Annotated in this window: 25 protein-coding genes; 11 read left to right on the forward strand and 14 right to left on the reverse strand. The window is 57.1% G+C overall.

Going from position 1 to position 23,331, the window contains the following annotated elements; genetic code table 11:
- Positions 1-141: 141 nt before the first annotated feature.
- The gene (locus JYB85_RS12675; RefSeq protein WP_207382065.1) at positions 142-390 is read right to left on the reverse strand and encodes a DUF3297 family protein; all 249 of its coding nucleotides are present in this window, start codon (positions 388-390) and stop codon (positions 142-144) included.
- A gap of 196 nt (positions 391-586) precedes the next feature.
- On the opposite strand from JYB85_RS12675, the gene JYB85_RS12680 reads away from it, so the two are divergent.
- A complete protein-coding gene (locus JYB85_RS12680; RefSeq protein WP_207379596.1) occupies positions 587-952 on the forward strand; it encodes a thiol-disulfide oxidoreductase DCC family protein in 366 nt (121 codons plus the stop codon).
- A gap of 127 nt (positions 953-1,079) precedes the next feature.
- On the opposite strand, the gene JYB85_RS12685 is transcribed toward JYB85_RS12680, so the two are convergent.
- On the reverse strand, positions 1,080-2,303 hold the full coding sequence (locus JYB85_RS12685; protein WP_207379597.1) for a DEAD/DEAH box helicase: 1,224 nt from the start codon (positions 2,301-2,303) through the stop codon (positions 1,080-1,082).
- Positions 2,304-2,348: 45 nt separating this feature from the next.
- On the reverse strand, positions 2,349-4,775 hold the full coding sequence (locus JYB85_RS12690) for a putative bifunctional diguanylate cyclase/phosphodiesterase (protein WP_228730099.1): 2,427 nt from the start codon (positions 4,773-4,775) through the stop codon (positions 2,349-2,351).
- Positions 4,776-5,011: 236 nt separating this feature from the next.
- Between JYB85_RS12690 and JYB85_RS12695 the strand changes: the two genes are divergently transcribed.
- The 3 genes from JYB85_RS12695 (at position 5,012) to JYB85_RS12705 (ending at position 8,667) form a co-directional block, all read left to right on the forward strand.
- A complete protein-coding gene (locus JYB85_RS12695; protein ID WP_207379599.1) occupies positions 5,012-7,378 on the forward strand; it encodes a Lon protease family protein in 2,367 nt (788 codons plus the stop codon).
- A gap of 173 nt (positions 7,379-7,551) precedes the next feature.
- On the forward strand, positions 7,552-7,986 hold the full coding sequence (locus tag JYB85_RS12700; protein WP_207320362.1) for a MarR family winged helix-turn-helix transcriptional regulator: 435 nt from the start codon (positions 7,552-7,554) through the stop codon (positions 7,984-7,986).
- A gap of 258 nt (positions 7,987-8,244) precedes the next feature.
- Positions 8,245-8,667 carry an organic hydroperoxide resistance protein gene (locus tag JYB85_RS12705; protein WP_207379600.1) on the forward strand — a complete coding sequence of 141 codons (423 nt, stop codon included), beginning with the start codon at positions 8,245-8,247 and terminating at the stop codon, positions 8,665-8,667.
- Positions 8,668-8,901: 234 nt separating this feature from the next.
- On the opposite strand, the gene JYB85_RS12710 is transcribed toward JYB85_RS12705, so the two are convergent.
- Entirely contained in the window at positions 8,902-9,945 is a 1,044-nt protein-coding gene (locus JYB85_RS12710) for an alkene reductase (protein WP_207379601.1), read from the reverse strand.
- Between the two features lie 127 nt (positions 9,946-10,072).
- Here JYB85_RS12710 and JYB85_RS12715 point away from each other — a divergent pair, with 127 nt between their 5' ends.
- Positions 10,073-10,654 carry a TetR/AcrR family transcriptional regulator gene (locus JYB85_RS12715; protein ID WP_207379602.1) on the forward strand — a complete coding sequence of 194 codons (582 nt, stop codon included), beginning with the start codon at positions 10,073-10,075 and terminating at the stop codon, positions 10,652-10,654.
- Between the two features lie 65 nt (positions 10,655-10,719).
- Here JYB85_RS12715 and JYB85_RS12720 read toward each other — a convergent pair whose 3' ends face one another.
- A complete protein-coding gene (locus tag JYB85_RS12720) occupies positions 10,720-11,007 on the reverse strand; it encodes a TIGR02922 family protein (protein ID WP_207320366.1) in 288 nt (95 codons plus the stop codon).
- Positions 11,008-11,265: 258 nt separating this feature from the next.
- Between JYB85_RS12720 and JYB85_RS12725 the strand changes: the two genes are divergently transcribed.
- A complete protein-coding gene (locus JYB85_RS12725; RefSeq protein ID WP_207320367.1) occupies positions 11,266-11,988 on the forward strand; it encodes a YebC/PmpR family DNA-binding transcriptional regulator in 723 nt (240 codons plus the stop codon).
- 83 nt (positions 11,989-12,071) lie between these two features.
- Here JYB85_RS12725 and JYB85_RS12730 read toward each other — a convergent pair whose 3' ends face one another.
- Positions 12,072-12,509: a GNAT family N-acetyltransferase gene (locus JYB85_RS12730; protein ID WP_207379603.1), complete on the reverse strand. Its 438-nt coding sequence runs from the start codon at positions 12,507-12,509 to the stop codon at positions 12,072-12,074.
- On the reverse strand, positions 12,506-13,402 hold the full coding sequence (locus JYB85_RS12735; protein WP_207379604.1) for a DMT family transporter: 897 nt from the start codon (positions 13,400-13,402) through the stop codon (positions 12,506-12,508). The genes JYB85_RS12730 and JYB85_RS12735 overlap by 4 nt, the downstream gene beginning before the upstream one ends.
- Positions 13,403-13,594: 192 nt before the next feature.
- Here JYB85_RS12735 and JYB85_RS12740 point away from each other — a divergent pair, with 192 nt between their 5' ends.
- Complete coding sequence (locus JYB85_RS12740) at positions 13,595-13,807, forward strand: hypothetical protein (RefSeq protein WP_207320370.1); 213 nt, start codon at positions 13,595-13,597, stop codon at positions 13,805-13,807.
- Between the two features lie 30 nt (positions 13,808-13,837).
- Here JYB85_RS12740 and JYB85_RS12745 read toward each other — a convergent pair whose 3' ends face one another.
- The 5 genes from JYB85_RS12745 to JYB85_RS12765 all read right to left on the reverse strand — a co-directional run bounded on the left by JYB85_RS12745 (position 13,838) and on the right by JYB85_RS12765 (position 17,732).
- The gene (locus JYB85_RS12745) at positions 13,838-14,428 is read right to left on the reverse strand and encodes a hypothetical protein (RefSeq protein ID WP_207379605.1); all 591 of its coding nucleotides are present in this window, start codon (positions 14,426-14,428) and stop codon (positions 13,838-13,840) included.
- A 24-nt stretch (positions 14,429-14,452) separates the two neighbouring features.
- Positions 14,453-15,208, reverse strand: coding sequence for a substrate-binding periplasmic protein (locus tag JYB85_RS12750; protein ID WP_207379606.1), 756 nt, complete (start codon positions 15,206-15,208; stop codon positions 14,453-14,455).
- A gap of 174 nt (positions 15,209-15,382) precedes the next feature.
- Complete coding sequence (locus tag JYB85_RS12755; protein ID WP_207379607.1) at positions 15,383-15,991, reverse strand: fumarylacetoacetate hydrolase family protein; 609 nt, start codon at positions 15,989-15,991, stop codon at positions 15,383-15,385.
- 29 nt (positions 15,992-16,020) lie between these two features.
- On the reverse strand, positions 16,021-17,031 hold the full coding sequence (locus JYB85_RS12760; RefSeq protein WP_207379608.1) for a succinylglutamate desuccinylase/aspartoacylase family protein: 1,011 nt from the start codon (positions 17,029-17,031) through the stop codon (positions 16,021-16,023).
- A 134-nt stretch (positions 17,032-17,165) separates the two neighbouring features.
- Positions 17,166-17,732, reverse strand: coding sequence for a PhnA domain-containing protein (locus JYB85_RS12765; protein WP_407695859.1), 567 nt, complete (start codon positions 17,730-17,732; stop codon positions 17,166-17,168).
- 117 nt (positions 17,733-17,849) lie between these two features.
- Between JYB85_RS12765 and JYB85_RS12770 the strand changes: the two genes are divergently transcribed.
- The 3 genes from JYB85_RS12770 to JYB85_RS12780 all read left to right on the forward strand — a co-directional run bounded on the left by JYB85_RS12770 (position 17,850) and on the right by JYB85_RS12780 (position 20,575).
- Positions 17,850-18,521 (forward strand): DUF2461 domain-containing protein, encoded by a 672-nt coding sequence (locus JYB85_RS12770; protein ID WP_207379609.1) that lies wholly within the window; start codon positions 17,850-17,852, stop codon positions 18,519-18,521.
- Positions 18,522-18,630: 109 nt separating this feature from the next.
- A complete protein-coding gene (locus tag JYB85_RS12775) occupies positions 18,631-19,947 on the forward strand; it encodes an RsmB/NOP family class I SAM-dependent RNA methyltransferase (protein ID WP_324032790.1) in 1,317 nt (438 codons plus the stop codon).
- Between the two features lie 466 nt (positions 19,948-20,413).
- Positions 20,414-20,575 carry a small highly charged protein gene (locus JYB85_RS12780; RefSeq protein ID WP_207320376.1) on the forward strand — a complete coding sequence of 54 codons (162 nt, stop codon included), beginning with the start codon at positions 20,414-20,416 and terminating at the stop codon, positions 20,573-20,575.
- A 214-nt stretch (positions 20,576-20,789) separates the two neighbouring features.
- Here JYB85_RS12780 and JYB85_RS12785 read toward each other — a convergent pair whose 3' ends face one another.
- Together JYB85_RS12785 and JYB85_RS12790 are read right to left on the reverse strand one after the other, a co-directional pair.
- Positions 20,790-21,296 (reverse strand): GNAT family N-acetyltransferase, encoded by a 507-nt coding sequence (locus tag JYB85_RS12785; protein ID WP_207379610.1) that lies wholly within the window; start codon positions 21,294-21,296, stop codon positions 20,790-20,792.
- Positions 21,297-21,303: 7 nt separating this feature from the next.
- Positions 21,304-22,680 carry a magnesium transporter gene (locus JYB85_RS12790; RefSeq protein ID WP_207379611.1) on the reverse strand — a complete coding sequence of 459 codons (1,377 nt, stop codon included), beginning with the start codon at positions 22,678-22,680 and terminating at the stop codon, positions 21,304-21,306.
- A 150-nt stretch (positions 22,681-22,830) separates the two neighbouring features.
- Here JYB85_RS12790 and JYB85_RS12795 point away from each other — a divergent pair, with 150 nt between their 5' ends.
- On the forward strand, positions 22,831-23,319 hold the full coding sequence (locus JYB85_RS12795; protein WP_228730100.1) for a glutathione peroxidase: 489 nt from the start codon (positions 22,831-22,833) through the stop codon (positions 23,317-23,319).
- The last annotated feature ends 12 nt before the right edge of the window (positions 23,320-23,331 follow it).

Here is a 23,331-nt window from a genome sequence, read left to right on the forward strand (position 1 = left end):
TCCGGGCAAAGCCCCACCAGAACGATCACCACCTCCATAGGAGGTGGTTTTAGGGTGACAATAAAAAAGACAGGGCTAAGCCCTGTCTTTTTAACGCCATAACACATTCAAAGCTGCCAGAATGACTTACTTCAAAAAGGCTTACTTGTAGAAAGCTTCCACAGTGCCTTTAATGGTCATCAGCAACGGTTGGCCACGGCGGTCCAGTGCTTTGCGGGATGCAACCTTAATCCAGCCTTCACTGATGCAATATTCTTCAACATCAAAACGCTCTTTGCCGTTAATCCTGATGCCGATATCGTACTCAAACACGGCGGCCACATGGTGCGGGCTGCGGGGGTTGATGGAAAGGCGGTCCGGTAATGCAGGCTGTGATTTTGTGTCGTTCATGCTTGTTATCTGCTCATCAATTGCAAAATAGAAATCGTGCGCCATTGTAGGCAATCCCAGTCGGGGGCTCAATAGCGGTAGCAAAAGAGACGGCGCACATTCGAGAGAGCTTAAATTGTAGCTTTGGGGCATCGTCACGAATGGCGGTATGATACAAGTGAGCCCCAAGTTCCAGTGACAAATTCACGGAGGAGTTATGGCCCAAAAACGTTTGACCGTGTATTACGACGGTGCCTGCCCTACCTGCGTGCGGGACAGGGCCAATTATGAAAAGTTGGCCGGGAAAGATGGCGCCGAGGTGGAGTGGGTTGATATCACAGGAAAGGATGACGCCCTGTGTGAACTGGGGATAGATCCCAAGAAGGCGCTGCGGGAACTGCATGTGCGCGATGAGCAGCAACAGCTGCACGTGGAAATGGATGCCTACATATTGCTGATGCAGAGAGTGTGGCTGCTCAACCCCCTGGCCTGGTTTATCGGCCTGCCTTTTATCCGTCCCTGGCTGTCACGCCTGTATCACAAGATGGTCAGCGAGCGCCTGGAGCGTACGGGTCGCGGCTGAAGACTCGGTATTGCATGGGTTGAAAAACCAGTTATCCGCCGCGGACCACTCCCACCACTTACCTGGTGCTTTGGCAGAACAAACCGAGTGTTACCACTTGTTTAGCCAATCCTTTTCGCAGCTAAAGCTACTTGCGCCCCATGGCGCGCTTTTTGGCGCGCTGGCGCTGGGCGGCGCGGCTGAGACTGCGGCCTTCCGGGGACGGAGCGTTGAGATCCGGCTCAAACCCCGGCAGCCATTGCTGGGGTAGACGCCTGTCGAGCATGGCCTCCAGCTCCTCCAGCAGACGCAGATCCTCAGGCGCCAGCAAGGTGATTGCCAGGCCATTGGCCCCAGCCCGGCCGGTGCGACCTATGCGGTGTACATAGTCTTCGCGTTTGAACGGCAGCTCCAGATTGATGACACAGGGCAAGGCTTCCACATCCAGCCCCCGCGCTGCCACGTCGGTGGCCACCAGCACCCGGCATTGGCCCTGGCGAAAATCGCTGTAGTTGCGCTCACGCTGGCTTTGGGAAAGATCCGCATGCAGGGCCACGGCGGCAATCTCCTGCCGGGCAAGGCTGTCCACCAAGGCATCGGCCCCCTGTTTGGTGCGACTGAAGATCAGCACCTGTGACCAGGGGTTGGTCTTCAGCAGATGGGCTACTATTTCGTGCCGCCTTGGGGCATCTATGGTGAACACCCGCTCCTCAATACGGGCGGCGGTGTCCTCGCAGTGGGCCAGTTCTATGTGTTCGGGCTCAGTCAGCAGATTCTTGGCCAGGCGCCAGATACCGTCGTTAAAGGTGGCGGAGAACAGCGCGGTGCGGCGCTCGGCGGGCAGCTTTTTCATCAGGGCGCGGATCTCATCCTCAAAGCCCATGTCGAGCATGCGATCGGCCTCGTCAAACACCAGAAACTGCACCTTGTCGAGCCTCAGGGTGCGTTTTTTAAGATGATCGAGCAGGCGTCCCGGGGTCGCCACCAACAAATCCACGCCTTCTTTGAGTTGCTTGAGCTGGCCTTCCAATGACACACCGCCATAGACCAGGGCCAACTTGAGGCCGCTGCCGCGACCATAGTCACGCAGGCTGTCATATACCTGCTGCGCCAGCTCCCGGGTCGGAGTCAACACCAGGGCCCTGGGGGCCGGCAGGTTCAGTGCCATGGCGGGCTCACTCAGCAACCGGCTCAGCAGCGGCAGACCAAAGGCCGCGGTTTTGCCGGTGCCGGTTTGTGCCTTGACCAGGAGATCCTTGCCCGCCAACAGGGCCGGGATGGCCCGCCCCTGCACGGGCGTGGGCTCGGAGAATCCGAGGCGCTGCAGGTTGGCTAGCAAGGATTCTGGCAGGGCGAAGGCGTGAAAGGACATGGCAGGATCCGCTGTTAATACATCAGGGGGCGGATCCTAGCAAAATCAGCGGTCTTTTCCAGCATTGGTAACCGTCTTTTGCCCGGCGGCGGCCGGGGACGGGTTCAGAAAAGCCCCCAGTTCTTCCGCTGCCGCAGGCTTGGCAAACAGATAGCCCTGGGCCTGCTGACAGCCAAGCGCGCTGAGGAACCTGGCCTGGGCCTCGGTTTCCACCCCTTCGGCAATGACCTGCAACCGCAGCGCCTGCCCCATGGCAATGATGGCCCCGGCGATGGCACCGTTGTCGCTGTCATCCGGCAGATCCCGTACAAAGGACTGATCGATTTTCAGAATGTGAATTGGCAATTTTTTCAAATAGTTGAGTGATGAATAGCCGGTACCAAAGTCATCCACCGCCAGCATAATACCAAGATCGCCCAACCGTTTGAGGGTGTCTATCACCTGCTCGGGTTCCTGCATCATCATGCTTTCGGTGATTTCCAGCTCCAGGCAAGCGGCTGGGAAGCCGGTATCACGGAGCACCTGCTGCACTTCCTCAACAAAACCCGGCCTATGCAGCTGAGGTCCGGCGACGTTGACCCCAATCCGGCCTATCTCATAACCGGCATCAAGCCAGCGCCGTCCCTGCATACAGGCCTGGCGCAGCACCCAGAGGCCTATTTCATGAATAAGCCCGGCGGATTCGGCAATGGGAATAAAGACCGCAGGTGAGACAAAGCCCAGCAAGGGATCGTGCCAGCGGATCAGCGCTTCGAAGCCCATTGCCTTGCGACTGCTCAAATCCACCTTGGGCTGATACACCAGATGGAAGGCATTGGATGCCAGGGCACCATAGAGGGCGCTTTGCATCCTGAGCTGAACCACGGAGGCCTTGGTCAGCTGCTCGGTATAGAAGGCATGACTGTTGCGCCCTTCCTGCTTGGCGCGGTACATGGCGGCATCGGCATTGCGCAGCAGGGTATCGGGATCGCCACCGTCATTGGGGAAGGTGGCTATGCCCATGCTGGCGGTGAGCCTGAGCTCATCACCGGTACTGACCCTGAAAGGCTGCTCGAAGGCGCGTTTGAGGCGACTGACCGCCAGCGAGGCGTCTTCGTTATTGTCTATGTTGCACAGCAAGACGAATTCATCGCCGCCGATGCGGGCCAACATGTCTTCGGAGCTGACGCTGTCGTCCAGGCGTTTTGACAGCTCCAGCAGCACCTCATCCCCAATGAGGTGGCCGAAGCTGTCGTTGATGTGTTTGAATAAATCGACGTCAATGAGCACCAGCGCCAATTGCTGACCATGGTGCAACGCCGTGCGCAGTTGCTGCTCCATCACTGTGGCCAGCTTTATACGGTTGGGCAGGCGGGTCAGCGGATCGTGATAGGCCATGTGGGCCAGTTCGGCCTCGCTCTGCTTCTGGCGCGAAATGTCGGAAAACACCGCCACAAAGTACTGCACTTCCTCGTTGTCGCCGTACACGGCGCTGATGCGGATCTGCTGTGGAAACAGATTACCGTCCTTGCGCCGGTTCCAGATCTCGCCGTGCCATTGACCATCTGTCAGCAGCGATTGCCACATCTTGGCAAAGAAGGCCTTTTCATGGCGGCCCGAGCTGAGCATACGCGGATTCTTGCCTATGACCTCTTCGCGGCTGTAGCCGGTGATATCAAAGAAGGCGCCGTTGATTTCGCTGATCTTGCCATGGCGGTCGGTGATCATCACCCCTTCCACCGAGTTCTCGAATACCCGCCGCGCCAACAGTAACTGTTCCTCGGCGGCCTTGTAGCGGGCGATATCGCGGGTAATACCGATAATGCCAAGAAGGCGGCCGTCCCTGTCCAGCATGGGGGCCTTGGTGGTTTCGAGCCAGATACGGCCCTTGTGCAGATCCCTATCGACGCACTCGGCCACCACTATGGGTACGCCACGGCGGATAGCTTCGGCGTCGGTGCGGACAAAACTGTCGGCATTATCGGGATTGAGCTCATCGTCGCTTTTGCCGACAATCTCGGCCAGCGGCTTGCCCCAGGAAAGGGAGGCGCTGATATTGCAGATGCGATATACGCCGCTGGTGTCTTTAATCCAGATGTGTTCGTGGAAAGAATCAATATAGTTTTGCAGTAACTCCATGGCATCGGGGCCGGCGTCACTGAGGCTGTGGTGCATGGGAGTCAGGCCACTGCGGCCAATCAACTGTCCCAGGCTGTCACAGGCCATCAGCAACAGGCCATCAGCAAGCTCGTCACTGCATTTGCCGCCCAGCCCAAGACCAAGACAGGCCACCACCAGACGGGGGTTGTCACCCTGGCCACAGTCAACCGCAATATCGTGCCACAGGCCTATTCCTGACTCACTGCCACACAGCACCTGGCCTTCGCAGTCCCGCAGGCAGACATCCCGGCCCGTTGCCCGTTCCAGTATGTCCAATTGCCGGCGACATAAGTCCAGCATCTCCGGGTGCCAAACCACACGTTGATGAGTCAATGCTAATTCCTTTGAGATCAGAATACTTTCAGTATCCGGTAGCCTGCGGTCATTCGCCACATCATGCATAGGACGCCAGTGTAACCCTGGCAGGACAATTAGCCAAACAAGTGGCATCCCCGAGGGGCCAATCGGGCCAACAGCGTATAAAATTGCAGCAGTCGGCAAGGGAGTGTTTGCGTTGCGCCTCCAGCCATCTTATTGTCAGTAAAAGCATTATTCAACAAGGAACGGCCATGGCCATCACGACTCTCACGGGCGAGCAACTGTACCGCTGCGCCAATCTGGACGCGCTGGGCACAGATTGCAGCTCAACCGCCCAGCTGCCACCGCTGGACGACATTATTGGTCAGGAAAGAGCCCAGAGTGCGGTGGAATTTGCCATGTCCATCCGTGAGAAGGGCTACAACATTTATGCCATAGGCCAGAACGGTCTGGGCAAGCGCACCATGATGCTGCGCTACCTCAAGCGCCACGAGTTCGAGGAGCACAGCCTGCACGACTGGTGCTATGTGGTCAATTTTGATGACACCCGCAGCCCAAAAGTGTTGAAGCTGCCGGCGGGCACAGCCAACACCTTCAGGAAGGAAATGGAAAAACTGATGCTGCGCCTGGTCAAGGCGTTGCCGTTGGCTTTCGACAATGAGATGTATTATTCCCGCGCCGACAAGCTCAAGACCGAGTTGGCCAAGCAGCAGCAGGCGGCCCTGACCGAACTGACCGAGGAAGCCAAGGCGGAGAACATCAGCCTGTCACTGACGGTACAGGGGGATTACCAACTCATTGCCATGAACGGCGAGGAGCCCCACACCGACGAGAGCTACGATGCCCTGGATGAGGCCGAGCGCAACCGCTTCGAGAGCGCCATCAAGCAGCTGGAGAAACGCCTGCGTGGCATCATTCGCCAGCTGACCGAATGGGAAGAGGAGTTTTCCAACAAGCAGCAGGAACACGACGAGCAGGTGGCCAGGGAGGTGCTGACCCACTTTTTCAAGCCGCTCAAGGACAAGTACCGCAGCCAGCCCGAGGTGCGCGGCTTCCTGACCGCCATGCAAAAAGACATATTGGACAACCTGGACATCTTCCTGGAGGAGAGCGAGGAGCAACTGGCGCTGGCCTACGCCTCGCTGGATAAAAAGATGCCCCGCCGTTATCAGGTCAATGTGCTGGTCAACCAGGATGAACACAAGTTTCCCGTGGTGGTGGAAGAAAGCCCCAACTACCACACCCTGTTTGGCTATGTGGAAAGCGCCACCTTCAAGGGCACGGTATTTACCGACTTTACCCTGATCCGCCCCGGCAGCCTGCACAAGGCCAACGGCGGCGTGCTGCTGATGGACGCCATCAAGGTACTGGAACGTCCCTACGTGTGGGATGGCCTGAAAAAAGCACTGCGTTCACGGCAGCTGGACCTGAGCTCCCTGGAGCGGGAAGTGTCCCTGTCCGGCGCCATCTCCCTGGCCCCCGAGCCCATAGCCCTGGATGTGAAAATCATCCTGTTCGGCGACTACCAAACCTACCAGCTGCTGCAGCATTACGATCCCGACTTCAGCGAACTGTTCCGGGTGACCGCCGACTTTGAGGACGTGATGCCGCGCACCGCCGAATCCGAGTCCATGTATGCCCGATTTATCTCCAGCATAGTGCACGATAATCAGATGCTGCACTGCACCCCCGGCGCCCTGTCGCGGGTCATAGAGTACAGCTCCCGCCAGGCGGAAGATCAGACCAAACTGTCGCTGCATTCGGCCAATATTGCCAATCTGCTCAGGGAGAGCAACTACTGCGCCCGCAGCGCCGGTGCCGAGCTGATGGCGCGGGAGCACATAGAGCAGGCCCTGGCCAACCAGGAGCTGAGGGTATGCCGCCTTAAAGATCAAATCATGCAGCAGTTTAAAAACGGCACCACACTGCTCGACACCACAGGACAGGTGGTGGGCCAGATCAATGCCTTGTCTGTGATAGCCACCTCGGATCACGAGTTTGGGGTGCCCAACCGGGTCACGGCCGCCACCGCCTATGGCAAGGGAGAAATCCTCGATATCGAATACAAGGTCAAGCTCGGTGGCCGCATCCACACCAAGGGGGTGTGGATCCTGACGGCCTACCTGTCGTCTGTGCTCGGCAAAACCGCCCACATACCGCTGACCACCTACCTGACCTTCGAGCAGTCCTACAGCGGTGTCGACGGTGACAGCGCCTCCATGGCCGAATGCTGCGCCATTATCTCCGCCATCAGCGGTGCCCCGCTGCGCCAGGACCTGGCCATCACGGGCTCGATGAATCAGTTCGGCGAGGCCCAGCCCATAGGCGGGGTCAATGAGAAAATCGAAGGCTTCTTTGATGTCTGTGTCATCAAGGGCAGACACAAGGGCCAGGGGGTGATCATCCCCACCGCCAACCGGGCCAACCTGATGCTGAGGCAGGACATAGTGGCCGCAGTCAATGCCGGTGAATTCCACATCTATGCCATAGATCATGTCACCGAGGCCATGTCGCTGCTGACCGGCATGGAAACCGGCAATGTGGAAGAGAGCGGCAGCGACACCCTGTTCGGGCTGGCAAGGCTCAGGCTGAGCGGCCTCAAGCCACTGGAATCCTGACAAGTCCTCCATAGACAAAAAGCCGGGCCCCTGCCCGGCTTTGTTATTCTTTTTAGAGCGGCCTGTTATCTGGGCCGCCAGGCTTTTTGCCCACCTGGCGTTTTTTACTCTGTGGCATTTGCTCTGTCGCTTTTGTTATAGTGCCTGCACTCAAGTCTTTGAAGAAACACATCATGACCAGCCATCCACGCCTGCTTCTGGACAACCAGCTCTGTTTTGCCCTCTATTCCACCTCGCTGGCCATGACCTCACTCTACAAGCCGCTGCTGGAACCCCTGGGTCTGACCTATACCCAATATCTCATCATGCTGATCCTCTGGGAGCAGGATGGTATGGGCCTCAAAGACATAGCCGAGCGGCTGGGGCAACAATCGGGAGCCTTGACCCCCGTCATCAAGCGGCTTGAGAACCAGGGCCTGGTGCAAAGGCGCCGCAGCGACGAGGACGAGCGTTCCCTGGCGATCACCCTCACAGACGCAGGTAAGGCTATGGAACAACAGGCCCTTGAGGTCAATCAATGCATCATCAGCCGCTGCGGCATGGACATCCCCGAATTGCAGGCGCTCAAGCAGTTGCTGGACAATTTGCGCCGTAAGCTGGGCAGCTAGCCTAATCCCAAGCCGGAGGGCCATTGCCCAAAGCTCAACACCGCCATGTGATCCTGCTCACAAAACGCCATCTCACCAAGCTGTCATTGATTATTATGCTTGCACGCATTTAGTTATCGCGATAACTTTATTAACAAGACGCCTGAGCGGCTTTTTATTTCAATCAACAGTTATTGCAATAACTATTATCGAGATAACTGCTATCGAAATAGCATCGGCTCACGGGCGCAAACTTACCCCATATAAAGAGGAATACTTATGAACGCACTGTACAACACCAGCGCCACCTCCATAGGTGGTCGCGAAGGAAAATCCGCTTCCGACTATGGTCGCCTGAGTGTCAGCCTCAGCACACCCAAGGCCCTGGGTGGCAATGACGGTCCGGGCACCAATCCGGAGCAGCTGTTCGCCGCCGGTTATTCCGCCTGCTTTATTGGTGCACTGAAGTTTGTCGCCGGTCAGGACAAGCTGCGCCTGCCAAACGAACCCGAGGTCACGGCCAAGGTTGGTATAGGTGCCAACCCCAAGGGCGTGGGTTTTGCCATAGCTGTGGAGCTGGGCGTTAAGCTTGCGGGTCTGGAGCAAGCCCTGGCCCAGGCTCTGATTGAAAAGGCGCACCAGGTGTGCCCCTACTCCAACGCCACCCGCGGCAACGTGGATGTGACCCTGAGCCTTATCTGATCCCAAACAAGAAAAATGCCGCCTCAGGGCGGCTTTTTTATGCCTGCTCGCGGCAAGCTTCGCAGCAACTTATCCCTTCCCAAGCCAGCCATAAGACTCTGAAATATTAGCCGGAAATACAAACCGGGAATACAAGCAGGGCATAAAAGCCGGGCATAAAAAAGCCCCGCTTGGGAACGGGGCAAGGGACCTGGGGTGGATGGGGCGCCAGGCACGCCCTGTAAATTTCAGGCCTCAGTAAAGATTGGCCAACATCTCGTCCGAGTAGGCCACCAGCTCGCTGCCGGCCTTCACCTTGGCCACATAGTCGTGGTTGGCGATAAAGGGACGACCTATGGCAATCAGGTTGAAGCGACCTTCACTGATGGCCAGGCTGGCGCTGTGGGCTGTGTAGCTGCCGACACCCACCAGGGTCTTGCCATACTTGCCGCGCATGTAGTCGGACACCCGGCCACCCAGGTAATCGAACTCCATGGCATCGTCGAAGATCCCGGCATGCAGGTACGCCAGTTGACGCCCTTCCAGCTCAGCCAACAGGTAGTCAAATACTTCCCTGTCACGGGCATCGCCGGCCATATTGAAATAGGCGCCGGGTGACAGACGCAGCGCGGTGCGCTCATGGCCGATACGGGCAATAACCGCATCCACCACTTCCAGAGCGAAACGGCTCATGTTCTCGGGGCTGCCGCCATATTCATCCTCACGGCGGTTACTGTCGTGGTGCAGGAACTGGTCAATCAGGTAACCGTTGGCACCGTGGATTTCCACGCCGTCAAATCCGGCTTCGATAGCATTTTCTGCCGCCTTGGCATAATCGGACACCAGCTCGGCAATTTCGGTGACTGTCACTGCCTTGGGTGTCAGGTATACCAGCTCACGCATTCTCGGCACTGTGCCTTCTACGGCAATGGCTGACGGCGCAATGGGGGCTTCACCGCCCCAGAAGAAGGGGTGAGCTACCCGGCCCGTATGCCACAGCTGCATAAATATCTTGCCGCCCTTGGCATGTACCGCATCTGTAACCTTACGCCAGCCGTCAATTTGCGCCTGGGTAAAAATCCCCGGAGTATTGGGGTAGCCCTGACCGTCGGGACGGATAATGGTGGCTTCGCTGATAATCAAACCGGCATCGGCACGGCGGGCATAGTAGTCGGCCATGGCCTGGGTCGGCACCAGATCGGCATCGGCCATACAACGGGTCAGGGGCGCCATCAGAATGTGGTTGTCCAGTACCAGGGAGTCATTGAGCCTGTAGGGCTGAAAAAGTTGGGCTGTCATAAAGGGGTCACTCCTTTCTTGAATGTGCGCTCAAGATAACCATTCTTGAACGATCATTCAAGATGTTTTTTGAACGAACATTCAATATCGGTTAGAATGGCGCTGAGTTCACAGAGGATAAGAGCAGATGCGTACCGCGGAATACGATCGGGAACAGGTGCTGAGACAGGCCATGAAAGCCTTTATGGCCAAGGGCTTTGCCAAGACCAGTATGCAGGATCTCACCAGAGCCACCGGCCTGCACCCGGGATCCATTTATTGCGCCTTCGATAACAAGCGCGGCCTGTTACTGGCGGCGCTGGAGCAATATCAGCTGGACAGGGGCAGACAATTTGAGCAATTTTTTTCGCCGTCGGTGCCGGCGCTGACCGGTCTTAGGGCCTACCTGGACAATCTGGTGCAGGAATGCAGCAGCTGTGAAAGCGACAAGGCCTGCCTGTTAACCAAAACCTTCAATGAAGTGGACGAAGAGGATGCCGAAATCCGCAGTTTGTTGTGCGACAGCCTGCGCCGCTGGCAACAGGGTCTTGAGCAACAGTTTGCCCGCGCCATTGCCGAAGGTGAATTGGCACCGGACAGGGATCCTGCCCTGTTGGCCCAATACCTGGTGATGGGGATCTATGGTCTGCGTACTTATGCCCAGGCCCATCCCCAAGGGGATACCTTGGCACAACTGACAGAACGTTTGTACCAGGATCTGTGTAGCTGAGGTCGCTCTCAGTAAAACAAAACGCCCGCAGTTGCGGGCGTTTTGTTATCAAATCTTGCTGTCGGTTATACCAGATCCAGACTCTTCTGGGCATAAACCCGCTCACCCAGGGAGTTGAGAATTTTGCACTCCCCCTCAAGCACGGCAATGATGGATTTACCGTCCCGGAAGGATTGGGGGATCATCACCCTGCCCGAGCTGCTGACCACCAGATCGGTCAGCACAGCATTGTGCATGATAAGCCCGGCCGGGGCATCGTAGTAAAGCACAGTGACCGTGGCACCAGTGTCTTCTTCCCGCAAGTCGTTTGCCAGGTTGGCAAGCTCTTGTTCTTTATTATGTCCGCCTTGCATAGCTAATGTCCTGGGTATGCCGGCTGTGCGTGCCGGTACGCTGTATGCCGTTCACTAAAGTGAAGTAAATGTTAACAACACCGTTCCATAACACTATAAATTGCTTCAGAAAGCAACAGCTCAGAACCCGCCAGGAACACAATTTTTCTTAATTTATCCGTGCTTTGTGAGCAGTGTTGCCTCTGTGGGTGCACAGCGGCAAGGAAAGCTGTTAAAATCGCGGCACTTTTTTCACAGGCTTAATCCGAGACGAACAAGATGGGCAGAGCGTATCAGAACCGTAAAGAATCCATGGCGAAAACCGCCACACAGAAGACCAGGATCTATGGCCGTTATGGCAAGGAAATCTATGTGTGTGCCAAGGGTGGCGGGGTCGATCCTGACGGCAACCTGGCACTGCGCCGTTTAATTGAACGCGCCAAGAAAGATCAGGTGCCTGCCCACGTGATTGAGCGCGCCCTGGACAAGGCCAAGGGTGGCGGCGGTGAAGACTATGATACTGCCCGTTACGAGGGCTTCGGTCCCGGCAACTGCATGGTGATAGTTGACTGTCTGACCGACAACGGCAAGCGTACCTTTACCGAAGTGCGTCAGGCCTTTGTGAAGAACGATGCCAAGCTCGGTGGTCCCGGTACCGTGGGCCACATGTTCGATCACCAGGCGGTGTTCGTGTTCAAGGGTGAGGACGACGAAGCCATACTGGAAATCCTGATGATGGCCGATGTGGATGTGTCCGATGTGGAAGTGGAAGATGGCATGATCAGCGTCTTTGCTCCCAACACCGAATTCTACAAGGTGAAAACCGCCCTGACCGAAGCCATGCCGGACATCCAGTTCGTGGTGGAAGAAATCACCTTCGTGCCCCAGACCATGACCGAAATCAGCGGTGAAGACGTAGTGGCCTTCGACAAGTTCATTGCCGCCCTGGAAGATTGTGACGACGTGCAAAACGTGTATCACAATGCCCAGATAGTCGAATAATGAAAGTGAAATAACACTTTGATTGACTGATAAAAAACGCAGCCTTGGCTGCGTTTTTTATTGCCTGGGTGCCAAGCCTGGCGCTATTGCCCCAGTTGCTTCACCATATCCAGTTGCTTCACCATAAAATACTTCTCACCGCTGAAGGGATACTGCTGCTGCACCCACACGGTCCGATAACCGTGGCGCTGGTAAAAATCCCGCGCCTGAAACTCCAGGGTATCGAGCAGCACACTGTGACACCCCCTTGCCCTGGCAAGCTCTTCCGCTCGGCTTAACAAGCGGCTGCCGAGGCCCTGGCCCCGCCCCGCCTCACTGACCCACAGATACTCTATATGGCACCAGTTGCCGAAGGTGCGACCACTGATCCCGCCAAGCAAGCTGCCATCGGCGCCAAGTAATTTAAGTCCCAGGGGTTTGCGGGCACTGGCATCCCAGTGCTGGGCGTTGAAGGCCGCAATACGGGCCTTCATCTCATCGGCAAAGGCCGATGATTCATCTTCCAGAATATCCAGGGTCATGATGAACGACTCAGTTTAGGCTTAAACAGGGACGGCAGGCGAATCCCTGTGGTCAGGGCCGTGCCCAGCAGGATAATGGCGGTACCAGAAAGGGTATGCCAGCCTATGTGCTCATCCAGCAGCAGTGCCCCCCAGAAAATACCGAATACCGGAATAAGGAAGGTCACAGTCAGGGCCGACATGGCGCCCAGGGTATTCACCAGCCGGAAATACAACAGATAGGCGATGCCGCTGCACAGCACCCCGAGGGCCAGAACCGCCAGCAGCGCACCATTGGATGGCATGGCAACCGGCGCCGGTACCAGCCACAGGCTCGGCAGCAGTATGGCGGTGGCCGCCCACATACTGCCATGGGCGTTACCGAAGGCATCGGTCTGCTTGGCTTGTTTGCTGTAAATGGAGGCGATGGCATAGCAAACGGCGGCCGCCAATCCGGCCAGCAGCGCCAGCAGCCCGTCCGTCGACAGGGCCAGGCTTTCAACGCCTGCCAGCAGCACCACACCGGCAAAGCCTGTCACCAGTCCAAGCAAGGCCCTGCCCGTCGGCCAGTGTTTAAGATAAAAGGCCGAGATCAGTGCACCCCACAGCGGCGCGGTGGCATTGAGAATCGACAGCAGCGACGCCGGCAACTCGGTGGCAGCATAGCCGTAGAGCAGAAAAGGCAGCGCCGAATTGAACATGCCCAGCATCAGGTAGTGGCCCTTGTAACGGCCAAAATGCAGCGACTTTTTCAGCGTCAGCGCGGTCAGCGCCAAAAACAGCGCCGCCATGCCCACCCGGCCGAACATCAGCCAGGCGGGGCCCAGCTCGGGCACCGCAATACGCATAAACAGGAAAGAGGCCCCCCAAATGGCGGACAGCAGAATAAGTTGCAACAGGGACGAGAGCTTCATGGGCAAGGTCACAGGGCTAATGGATGGCCAAGTGTAGGGCCGCGGGACTTGGACTGTAAAGCGACTTCCGGAACTCGAATGTAAACACAAATGAATGACGCCCGGCCCCAGGCGGCAAACGGGCTGGGCCGGATGCCTGGCTTGTCGTATACTGGGCGCAGCTTGAGCCCCAAAAGGAACAGAGATATCAATATGGGTGATTTTTCAAAGATTAACAGCAGCAGCACAGAGTCATTCAACAAGCAAAAACAGCTTATCAAGCAATTGCTTTCCGGCAAAAGCATCAAGTGTGATGTCTGCGGCAAACCACTGCATGCCCTATTGCCAGCCAATCCCAAAAAAGATCCCATAGGCCATATCCGCTGCGACAAGGGTTGCACAGATATTGAACTGGAAATGGATTAATTTCCAGGCTCAATCGCGCGGCAAGGATCCCTACTCTTGCTTCTGCAGGACGGGCTCCAGGCGGCTTGAAGCCGCCTGCCAGTGAAACCACAGCAGCGCCTTCTCGGCCGGTTCGTCGGCCATGGCCTGCTGCTCACCGTGACGCAGCAATTCAACGCCCAATCTGTCATCCTGCTGGCTCAACTGTTGCACCTTAATCCTGTCGCCGAGAAAAGCGCTGGCCAGGTGCTCCACAGTCCCCGCGCTATTGTCCCGGAACAATCCCAGGTACCAGAACAGCCCCGTGCCCTGATAATTGACGGCAAAGGTGGCCAGCCGCAGCCCCCGGGCTTCGCCCTCCAGGACCAGGGTCTGGCTGCAGTCCAGTATTGCCCGGCCCCGCACCTCGTCTTGGGTAAAATCCCCTTGCAGAAAATTGCGTCCATCCCAGGTTGTGCGCTCAGACAGTGTCAACAGCAATTCGGACTCGGGTAATTGCAAGCTCAGCTCCGCAGCATGTTCGCCACAGGCCAGCGCTGTTGGTTGTAAGACTTGCTCCCCGTTCGATTCAGGTTCCGGCTCGCCATGCTGACAGGCCGTGAGGATCAGGGATAAAAGAGCAACAAGCGCTGCATTAGGCATAAGGTTATTTCCTGAAGGCTCGGTTCAATACCAGTGAGGATGAGTGTCAATAAACTCCCGGATTGCATCCTCAAACACCCCGGCGGCAAAGGCCGTTTCCACCTTGTCCCTGAGTGTCTGCTCGCTGAGCCCCAAGCCGTGAAAACGACTGAATCCGAACTGAATTATCCTGTCCTCACCTATCCGCAAAGGGTTCACCTGCAACAGGCGGTCAAAGTCCTCAAATTGCGACCTTAATCCCCCCAGATTGACCTCAGGCACTATCACCAACTGGATCCGCTCCGCCAGCAACATACGGATCGCGGTATTCAAGCTTCCCACCTGTTCCTTTTGCAGTGCGGGATCCTTGTCGAATCGGGAGAAATACAAGGTGTTACGGCTGACGGCTATGGGCTTGCCATAGAGATCTTCATAGCGAAGCAAAGGCTGCAGGCCCTTGTGACTGACAAATACATAGCGGCTGTCATGGCGAAACGGCAGCAACAGGTATTGGCGGGCACGCTCTTCACTGGGGATGATCCCGGGAACCACATCAACTTCCCCCCTGTCGAGCATCAGCAGACAACGGGCGAAGTTGGGACCTTCCACCAGCACCAGATCCAATGACAACAGCTGCGACAGGGCCTCCAAGGCGGCGATGTTCTCCCCCTCGGCTTTGGGGTGCAGACGCTGCTGGGGTGGATATTCATCAACACAGGCCCTGAGCCTGGGTGTGGCCCCGGCCTGCAAGGACAGGCAGCACAAGCCCAACAACAGCAGGATCGCGTGCTTTCTCCCCATGGGCATTCTCCTAAGGCAATAATCTGAGTATGGTTGGCGGCCATCCCTGCCTCAAGTGAGCCTCCAGCGTCATTGCTGCGAATAAACAGTCTTGAGCCGCAGCATCATTGCTGTCTATAAACAGCCTTCAGCCGCAGCGCCAATGCTGCTTATGAAGAGCCTGCAGCGGCTCCTTCAGCGGCAGCGCCACTCCTTGGTCAGCAAACAGCGGCCATGCTGGTACACGGCCCCGCTATAGACTGCACCGGCTTTTAGGGCGCCGACGCCCGCCGGGGTGCCCGTCATCAGCACATCGTTGTCCTGCAGCGCCATAAAGCCTTCCAGGGCAGCTATCACTGTGGCGGGTTGATGGATCATCAGCTCCAGGCTGCCCTGTTGCAACAGCTCGCCGTCGCAGCGGAACTCAAAGCTCAAGCCGGCGATATCTTCTATGGTGACAAAATCGCTCAGCAACACAGAGCCGTCAAAGGCCTTGGCACGCTCCCAGGGCAAGCCCTTTTGCTTGAGTCTGGATTGCAGGTCGCGCTTGGTGAGATCCAGCCCCAGGGCCACGGCCACTATCCTGCCGGTGCGAATTAAAAAGCTCAGCTCGGCCTCGTAATGCAGCGCCTCACCGGCAAAGGCCCTGAGTTCATTGGTCAGGGCACTGGCGGGCTTATTGAACAGCACTATGTCGTCCGGCATCTCATTGCCCAACTCCTCGATATGGGCCACATAGTTGCGGCCGACGCAGACTATCTTGCCCGGGGTGATGTTCTGGTTGTCAAAATGAATTGCAGTCATGCACTATCCTTTAAAACACAAACGTAAAATCAGGCGAATTCCATCAGGAATTCATCCAGTTGCTCATTGAGGATTTCGATTTCATCGCCCTGGAACTGGGCGATATGGAACATGCCTTCCCCCTCGTTGGTCACGGGGATATTGCTGATGCCTATGATGATACCATCGGAAGGCGCCCGAACTGGCAGGGCCTCTGTTCCATGGGGACTGACAATGTGGGCGATAATATTGCCCTTGTTGACCCGCTGACCAAGACGGATTTTTTTGTTCACCAGGCCATCGGCATCGCTGCGCAGCCAATAACTGTGGATGGCGCTGACCGCCGTGGTTCGGCGTATGGGGCCCTTTTGCATCTCCAGCATCCGCATCACGTTAAGCACCCCGCGAACGCCGGTGCGAATAGCCAGTTCGCTGAAGCGCAGGGCTTCGCCGGCCTCGTACAGTATGCAGGGAATCCCCTTTTGATTGGCGTACCCGCGCAGGGACACCCCTTTGGCGCGGCTGTCCATAATCAGCGGCGCGCCGAAGGCTCCGGCCATGGCCATCATCACGGGATCCGAAGTGTCACAGCGGATCTGTGGTAGGTTGTCCCTGTGAATGGCCCCTGTGTGCAGGTCAATGATATGGCTGGCGCGGGACAGGAGTTCGGTAGCCACCAGATTGGCAAGACGGCTCGCCAGGGCACCTTTTTCCGAGCCGGGAAAACAGCGGTTAAGATCGCGCCTGTCAGGCAGGTAGCGTGATTTCTGAATAAAACCGAATACATTGACTATCGGCACCAGGAGCACTGTGCCATGCAGGGCCTTGGGATTGATGCGCCCCATCAGCCGGCGGCAGATTTCTATGCCATTGAGTTCATCACCATGAATGGCGGCACACACCAGCAGGGTCGGCCCCGGTTTGTTACCGTGGTACACCTCCACCATCAAATCCAGTTGAGTGTCGTTGTACAGCCTGGCCGCCGGCAGCCTCAGGGTGCGGGCGGTCCCCGCAGCCACGGCCTCACCGGCGAATTCAAATGCTTCCCGTCGTTTTGCCATAGCAGCATCCAGTGTTTTCAATGGCTTATTTATAACAGTTAAGCTTGGCCGCCACCAGTCGAGTCTGAATTCACTAAAAAAAGAAGGGCACAAAAAAGCCGCCCCGGGGCGGCTTAAACTGCAAGCTGTGAAGCTCAGGACTTCTTCACGTAGCAGCTGAGAATCACGATACGGGTACCATTGACGCGACCCTCGATATGCTCGGGGTTGCTGGTGAGACCAATGTTACGCACCGCAGTGCCGCGTTTGGCCACAAAGCTGGTGCCCTTGACGTTGAGGTCTTTGATGATAACCACTGTATCACCGGCGGCCAGTTGGGTGCCATTGGAGTCCAGGGTCGGCGCCGCATCGGCATCCAGGGCGGCTTCGGCCGCTGCCGCATCCACCCAGGCCTGGGTATCTTCGTCCAGGTACAGCATGTCCAGCAGATCCTGGGCCCAGGTCTCGCTGGCCAGTTCCTTGAGCATACGGGCGGCCATCACCTGCACCGCAGGTACCTGGCTCCACATGCTGTCGTTGAGGCAACGCCAGTGGTTCACATCCAGGGTGTCGGTATCGGCGATTTGGCCGCTACAGGTGGCACACAGGGCGATTTCATTGTCGCGTCTGTCGCCACTGGCGGGTACCGCAAACAGCGACAATTCACCTTCGCTGCCACATAATTCACATTTGCCGCCGGCGCGGCTGATTGCATCTGTCATCTTGATCTTTCACTTAAAACGAACGTAAATGCGGATTGTAACAGGAATTGCCGTTCTTGTCCGCCATCCGGGGCGGGCGAAAGAAAGATAGACCTAATCAAAGTAAGGGATAATGCCATGTTCACCCAAGACACGTTCAGCTTCCTCAGCGAACTTGAGCAAAACAATGACAGGGACTGGTTCAAAGCCAACCAAGCGCGTTACGAAGATAAGGTCCGCACGCCAGCGCTGCAGCTGATAACCACCCTGGCGCCGGGGATTCAGGCCCTGTCACCCAGACTGACGGCGGTGGCAAAAAAAGTCGGCGGCAGCCTGATGCGGCCCCAGCGCGACAGTCGCTTCAGTGCCGACAAGCGCCCCTACAAGACCAACGTCGGCATTCAGTTCCGCCATTTTCAGGGTAAGGATGTGCACGCCCCCGGGCTCTATCTGCATATTGCCACCGACGGCTGCTTTATCGGTGCCGGAATTTGGCACCCCGAGGCCCAGGCTCTCAATGCCATCCGCAGCTGCATGGATGAGAACCCCAACGCTTACCGCAAGGCACTGGCGCAGTTGCAGGCCGGCGGCTTCGAGATGGACGGTGATAAACTGAGCCGGCCTCCTCGGGGCTATGACAAGAGCCATGCACTGATTGATGAGCTTAAGCGCAAGGATTTTATCGCCACCAAGCCCTTAAGTCGTGAGCAGATATTGGCAGAGGAGTTCCCGGCCCGGTTACTGCAGCAATTTGAGGCCACCCAGGCACTGATGTCCTACCTGTGCTTTGCCCTGAACCTGGATTACTGAGGTTGGAAAAGGCGCAGGTTACTTTAACCCTAAGAGACCTGAGCCGAAGAGGCACAGCGCAACCGATTCTGTTACACTGGCACCCTGATTTTCAGCGGGCGCAGTAATTTTGAGTGCACAAGTTTCCCCGGCCGAGGTTGCCGTTAAAAGAGCGGGTAGCCACAGCCACACCATCAAGCAGCTTTTCAACGACATAATGGAAAGTGGCCAGAGTGCCGATAGGGTGCTGGCCGCCTATTTCAAGCTCAATCGCAAACATGGCTCCAAGGACAGAAAGCTTATTCGTGAGACCCTATTTGCCCTGTTTCGCTGGTGGGGCTGGGCCCGCAAACTGCCCCTTGAGGGCGATGCACTTTGGCACGGGCAATTGGCCCTGTGTGCCGCGCTGGAGCAACATCCCTGGGAAGACATTCGCGCCGCCTGGGCCATGGAGGCCGGTTGGCAGCAACTGGCACTGCCCGGCTTTGATACGCCCTCAGCCACCGCTCTGCAGCTGAGCCAACTGCTGGCGCCGGTGCAATTTCATGCAAGCGATCTGGTGCCCGACTGGTTCTGGCCCCTGCTGCCACCCCAGGATCAAGCAGAGCGTGAGGCTTTGCTTGCCAGCCTGTGCAAACGCCCGCCCATTTGGGCCCGTGCCCAGAACATGGATCGCGATCAGGCTGTAAGCCAATTGCGCGCCCTCGGCATAGACGCCAGCGCGGCCCCCTATTTCAGCGATGCCCTGAGCCTTGGCAGCAAGAGCATCAATCTCAATGAAATTGTCCTCTACACAAGTGGCAAATTGGAGGTGCAGGATCTGTCCTCCCAGGTGATAGGCCAGGTCAGTGACCCCAAGCCGGGTGAGTCCTGGTGGGATGCCTGCGCCGGTGCCGGTGGCAAAAGCCTGCAACTCAGCTCGCTGATGGCCAACAGAGCTACATCGGCCAATGCAGGCCAAATCGTCGCCTCGGATATCCGCCCCCAGGCCTTGGAAGAGCTGGGCAAGCGAGCCCGGCGCGCCGGTTTTGCCAACATCAGCGTCGCCCGTTGGCGCAGTGACGCCCTGCCGGTGGATGCAGGCAGTTTTGATGGCGTGTTGGTGGATGCCCCCTGCAGTTGCACCGGCACCTGGCGCCGCAATCCGGACATGCGCTGGCTGGACTCGGCCACCGCGGTCACTGACAAACCTGAACTGCAGTTGGACATACTGCACCGTGCCAGTGCCGCGGTCAGAAAAGGCGGCGTACTGGTGTATGCCACCTGCTCCCTGGCCGAGGCGGAAAACCGGGCCGTGGCCGAGGCGTTTCTCGCTGCGCACCCCGAATTTGTTCCCGAGGAATTCACCCATCCCTTCAGTGGCGAGCGCTGCACTATGGCCACGGTCTGGCCGCAGCAAGCCAACAGCGACGGCATGTTCGTCGCCCGCTTTCGGCGCCTGGATTGATCCTGCCCTCGGGGCCGCCTTGTCCGTTAAGGAATGGCCCCGGGGAATTCACTCATACTTTTTCTTTCAGCGGTGAGCGCTGCACCATGACAACTGTATGGCCATTGTCTGGCCACTGTTCGCCCACAATAGGCCAACAGCAGCGGTATGTTTGTCGCCCGCTATTAGTCGCCTGAATTGATCCAATTTGTGTCCGACACCGGAGCCACCTTGAGCGCCAAGGTCAAGCCCCGAATACCAGACTCAGCCCATCACACTGACTTGCTAAATATTTCCCTTTTATATCAGGGCAATAAGCAATGGTTTGTACTTTAAATTGCCTCAAGCCTCGGCTGCCGCGAATGAGTGCAACTCATGCAATATTTTTCACCATAAAACGGTAAAAAATTCGCTTTAGCTTATTGAGACCTTTGGGTAAAAAGAAGCCGTGCCGAGAATGGCACAGTTCTATTCGGAAATAGTTACCATGTCACACTCCTACGAATTTGATGATGAAGAATCGCCATGGGGCGACCATGTCAAAGGGAAGCAAAAGAACAAACGGGTTAAGCAACGCCGCCGTGATACCAAGCGCCGTTACTCAGATGAGCATGCAGAGGTGGAATTTCTCCAGAATAAATGGAAGTAAGGTGCTCCGGGGTTTAGCTTGAACCCCACAAATGAGCCGCTGATCCCGATAGTACAGTCAGTCATAGTACAGACAGTCATAGTACAGCCAGTTCACTAAGCCAGGGGCAGGTTGAGTATTCAACTTGCCCAAACGACAAACTTCGCGACCTGTTAACCAACCCAATCACCAACCAAGCTTCCAACCAAGCTTCCAACCAAGCTGCCAACCTATCTCATTCAGGGTTGCAGAGCCTCACCCTATCACCCACTTGCTGTTGCATCAGGGCAAGGGCATCAATATCCGCCTTGAGCGGAAAAAAGTACCAACCTATGCGGTTGCCGGTGCCGCGAATGCTGAGGTAATCGCCGAAGAATTGCCAGCCGGCCCGCAGCAGATTGTCGCGGCTGGCACTGTTTTCGGCACGCACTGTGGCGAACAGCAGACTCAAGCCCATCTCCCTTGCGGCCGCCATCCTGGCCTGGGTCAGACTTTTGGCAATCCCACTGCGGCGTGAGCCCGGAGCCACCATAAGATAACCCAGTTCCCCCACCTCACCCGTACCGGCCTTGATGGCGGCGCAGCCGAGCAATTGCCCCTGCTGACGGGCCAGCAACAGCAGCCGGGCCCGGCGCAATTGCTCCGGATCCAGCGGATGGTGGTTATCATCCCGGGATTGCAGCAGGGCAATGGCGGCATCGAAGTCCTCGGGGCTGCGGGCAGCGGTTATCTCAAGCTCCATGTCAGACTCACAAAAACAGCAGGGTCGCCAGACCGAGGAAGGTGAAAAAGCCCACCACATCGGTGACAGTGGTCAGGATGACCGACCCCGACAGGGCCGCATCCTGATTGAATTTTTGCAGCAGCATGGGAATGGCTACCCCCGCCGCCGCGGCCACCAGCATATTGATCAAAATAGCGCAGGCGATGGCAATACCTATGACGCTGTCATTGAACCACCAGGATGCCACGGCGCCAATCACCAGAGCCCAAAGCAGGCCATTGACCGCCCCAATGCCGAGTTCGTTCTTCATCAGCGACATCAGGTTACCGCCGGAAATCTGTCCCATGGCCATGCCACGGATCATCAGGGTCAGGGACTGACTGCCGGCAATACCGCCCATGGAGGCCACAATGGGCATCAAGACCGCCAGCGCCACCACCTGAGCCAACACGTTCTCGAACAGGCCAATGGTGGCCGAGGCCAAAAAGGCGGTCAGCAGATTAATGCCAAGCCACACAGCGCGGCGCCTGGCGCCCTTGAGTATGGGCGCAAACAGGTCGTGGGACTCATCCATACCGGCGGTCGCCATCAACTGGGCCTCGTAGTGCTCACGCACCAGGGCGGTGGCGGTTCTCAGTGTCACCCGGCCGATAAGGCCCCCCTCATCGTCCACCACCGGCAACTCCACCTCACGGCTGTGCTCCAGGGCTTCGGCGGCCTCCAACAGTGAAGCATCGGCGCTCAGGGCCCGGCTGTCTTCCGACAACAGGCTGGCCAGGGGCTGTTCCGGACCGTGCCGGAACACATCATGGCGCCGTACCGTGCCCTGGTAGTGCTCCTGCTCATCCACCAAAAACAGGTTGTCATTGCAGTCCAAATCGATGCGACGGAAAAAGCGTTGCGCCTGACCAACCGTGGCCTTGGTGCTGAGCACCAGCATCTGGTGATCGGCATAACGGCCGATCTCGTTTTCATCGTACTGGTTGTAGAGTTCGAAGTGCTGCCGCTGGCGCTCCCCCATCTGGGCCAAAGCCCTGTCGGTGTAGCTCTCCGGCAGGTAGTCACTCCACTCGATCAAATCTTCGGGACTCAACTGGGCAAACAGCAAATCCACTTCGCTGTCGGGCATTTGCCGCAAAATCCCCATGCGGGGATCGGCACGCATCAGGCTGAGCACTTCCACCCGGTCGGCGAATTGCACTTGTTGCCAACGCTCATAACGCTCATCCAGCGGCAGCGCTTCCAGCAACAGGGCCACAGTGCCGGGTTCGGCTTCCTCGAGAATGTCACTGAACATCTCGGCCTGCTCTTCACCCTCGGCGCCGGTCAACTGCTGTACCACTACCCCGACTTCATTCTGGGGATGCAAGTTAATGTCTTGTTCGCTATTGAGTTCTGTCACCGGGCCGTCCATCCGTTCACATTTGGGCTGACTATATTGGCAAACCCGGGTGTTCGCAACGACACATTTATATTGCGCACAATTTAATTGTGCAATTAGTTATTTTACTCTAGACTGTTTGTTAACCAGTGATCCGACATGAGGTTTTCCATGAGTTCAATTTACGATGTGAGCGTGACCCGCATAGATGGCAGTACCCAGTCCATGGCCGACTACCGCGGTATGGTGCTGCTGATAGTCAATACCGCCAGCAAGTGTGGTTTCACCCCGCAGTATCAGGCACTTGAGCAATTGTACCGGGACTATAAGGACAGAGGTTTTGCCATACTCGGCTTTCCCTGCAATCAGTTCGGCGCCCAGGAACAGGGCAGTGAGAGCGAGATCCAATCCTTCTGTGAGCTGAATTTCGGCGTCAGTTTTCCCCTGTTCGCCAAGCTTGAGGTCAACGGAGCCAACAGCCATCCTCTCTACCAGCATCTGAAAGACGCCGCCCCCGGCCTGCTCGGCAGCCGCAGCATCAAATGGAACTTCACCAAGTTTCTGGTCGATGCTGATGGTCGGGTGCTGGAGCGTTTTGCGCCCACCACCAAACCCGAGGCGCTGACGCAAAAAATCGAGGCGCTGCTGCCGCACTCATAGGCAAGTCTTTGA

It is taken from the genome of Shewanella sedimentimangrovi, from assembly GCF_017354965.1.
GTDB lineage: Bacteria > Pseudomonadota > Gammaproteobacteria > Enterobacterales > Shewanellaceae > Shewanella > Shewanella cyperi.

Excerpts from the sequence above, each read along its gene's own strand:
- JYB85_RS12715 (WP_207379602.1), top strand. The coding sequence starts at position 10,073 with ATGCGTACCGCGGAATACGATCGGGAACAGGTGCTGAGACAGGCCATG.
- JYB85_RS12795 (WP_228730100.1), top strand. The coding sequence starts at position 22,831 with ATGAGTTCAATTTACGATGTGAGCGTGACCCGCATAGATGGCAGTACC.
- JYB85_RS12725 (WP_207320367.1), top strand. The coding sequence starts at position 11,266 with ATGGGCAGAGCGTATCAGAACCGTAAAGAATCCATGGCGAAAACCGCC.
- JYB85_RS12695 (WP_207379599.1), top strand. The coding sequence starts at position 5,012 with ATGGCCATCACGACTCTCACGGGCGAGCAACTGTACCGCTGCGCCAAT.
- JYB85_RS12680 (WP_207379596.1), top strand. The coding sequence starts at position 587 with ATGGCCCAAAAACGTTTGACCGTGTATTACGACGGTGCCTGCCCTACC.
- JYB85_RS12720 (WP_207320366.1), bottom strand. The coding sequence starts at position 11,007 with ATGCAAGGCGGACATAATAAAGAACAAGAGCTTGCCAACCTGGCAAAC.
- JYB85_RS12755 (WP_207379607.1), bottom strand. The coding sequence starts at position 15,991 with ATGACTGCAATTCATTTTGACAACCAGAACATCACCCCGGGCAAGATA.
- JYB85_RS12730 (WP_207379603.1), bottom strand. The coding sequence starts at position 12,509 with ATGACCCTGGATATTCTGGAAGATGAATCATCGGCCTTTGCCGATGAG.
- JYB85_RS12700 (WP_207320362.1), top strand. The coding sequence starts at position 7,552 with ATGACCAGCCATCCACGCCTGCTTCTGGACAACCAGCTCTGTTTTGCC.
- JYB85_RS12770 (WP_207379609.1), top strand. The coding sequence starts at position 17,850 with ATGTTCACCCAAGACACGTTCAGCTTCCTCAGCGAACTTGAGCAAAAC.
- JYB85_RS12675 (WP_207382065.1), bottom strand. The coding sequence starts at position 390 with ATGAACGACACAAAATCACAGCCTGCATTACCGGACCGCCTTTCCATC.
- JYB85_RS12760 (WP_207379608.1), bottom strand. The coding sequence starts at position 17,031 with ATGGCAAAACGACGGGAAGCATTTGAATTCGCCGGTGAGGCCGTGGCT.
- JYB85_RS12745 (WP_207379605.1), bottom strand. The coding sequence starts at position 14,428 with ATGCCTAATGCAGCGCTTGTTGCTCTTTTATCCCTGATCCTCACGGCC.
- JYB85_RS12685 (WP_207379597.1), bottom strand. The coding sequence starts at position 2,303 with ATGTCCTTTCACGCCTTCGCCCTGCCAGAATCCTTGCTAGCCAACCTG.
- JYB85_RS12705 (WP_207379600.1), top strand. The coding sequence starts at position 8,245 with ATGAACGCACTGTACAACACCAGCGCCACCTCCATAGGTGGTCGCGAA.
- JYB85_RS12765 (WP_407695859.1), bottom strand. The coding sequence starts at position 17,732 with ATGACAGATGCAATCAGCCGCGCCGGCGGCAAATGTGAATTATGTGGC.
- JYB85_RS12785 (WP_207379610.1), bottom strand. The coding sequence starts at position 21,296 with ATGGAGCTTGAGATAACCGCTGCCCGCAGCCCCGAGGACTTCGATGCC.
- JYB85_RS12750 (WP_207379606.1), bottom strand. The coding sequence starts at position 15,208 with ATGGGGAGAAAGCACGCGATCCTGCTGTTGTTGGGCTTGTGCTGCCTG.
- JYB85_RS12740 (WP_207320370.1), top strand. The coding sequence starts at position 13,595 with ATGGGTGATTTTTCAAAGATTAACAGCAGCAGCACAGAGTCATTCAAC.
- JYB85_RS12735 (WP_207379604.1), bottom strand. The coding sequence starts at position 13,402 with ATGAAGCTCTCGTCCCTGTTGCAACTTATTCTGCTGTCCGCCATTTGG.
- JYB85_RS12710 (WP_207379601.1), bottom strand. The coding sequence starts at position 9,945 with ATGACAGCCCAACTTTTTCAGCCCTACAGGCTCAATGACTCCCTGGTA.
- JYB85_RS12780 (WP_207320376.1), top strand. The coding sequence starts at position 20,414 with ATGTCACACTCCTACGAATTTGATGATGAAGAATCGCCATGGGGCGAC.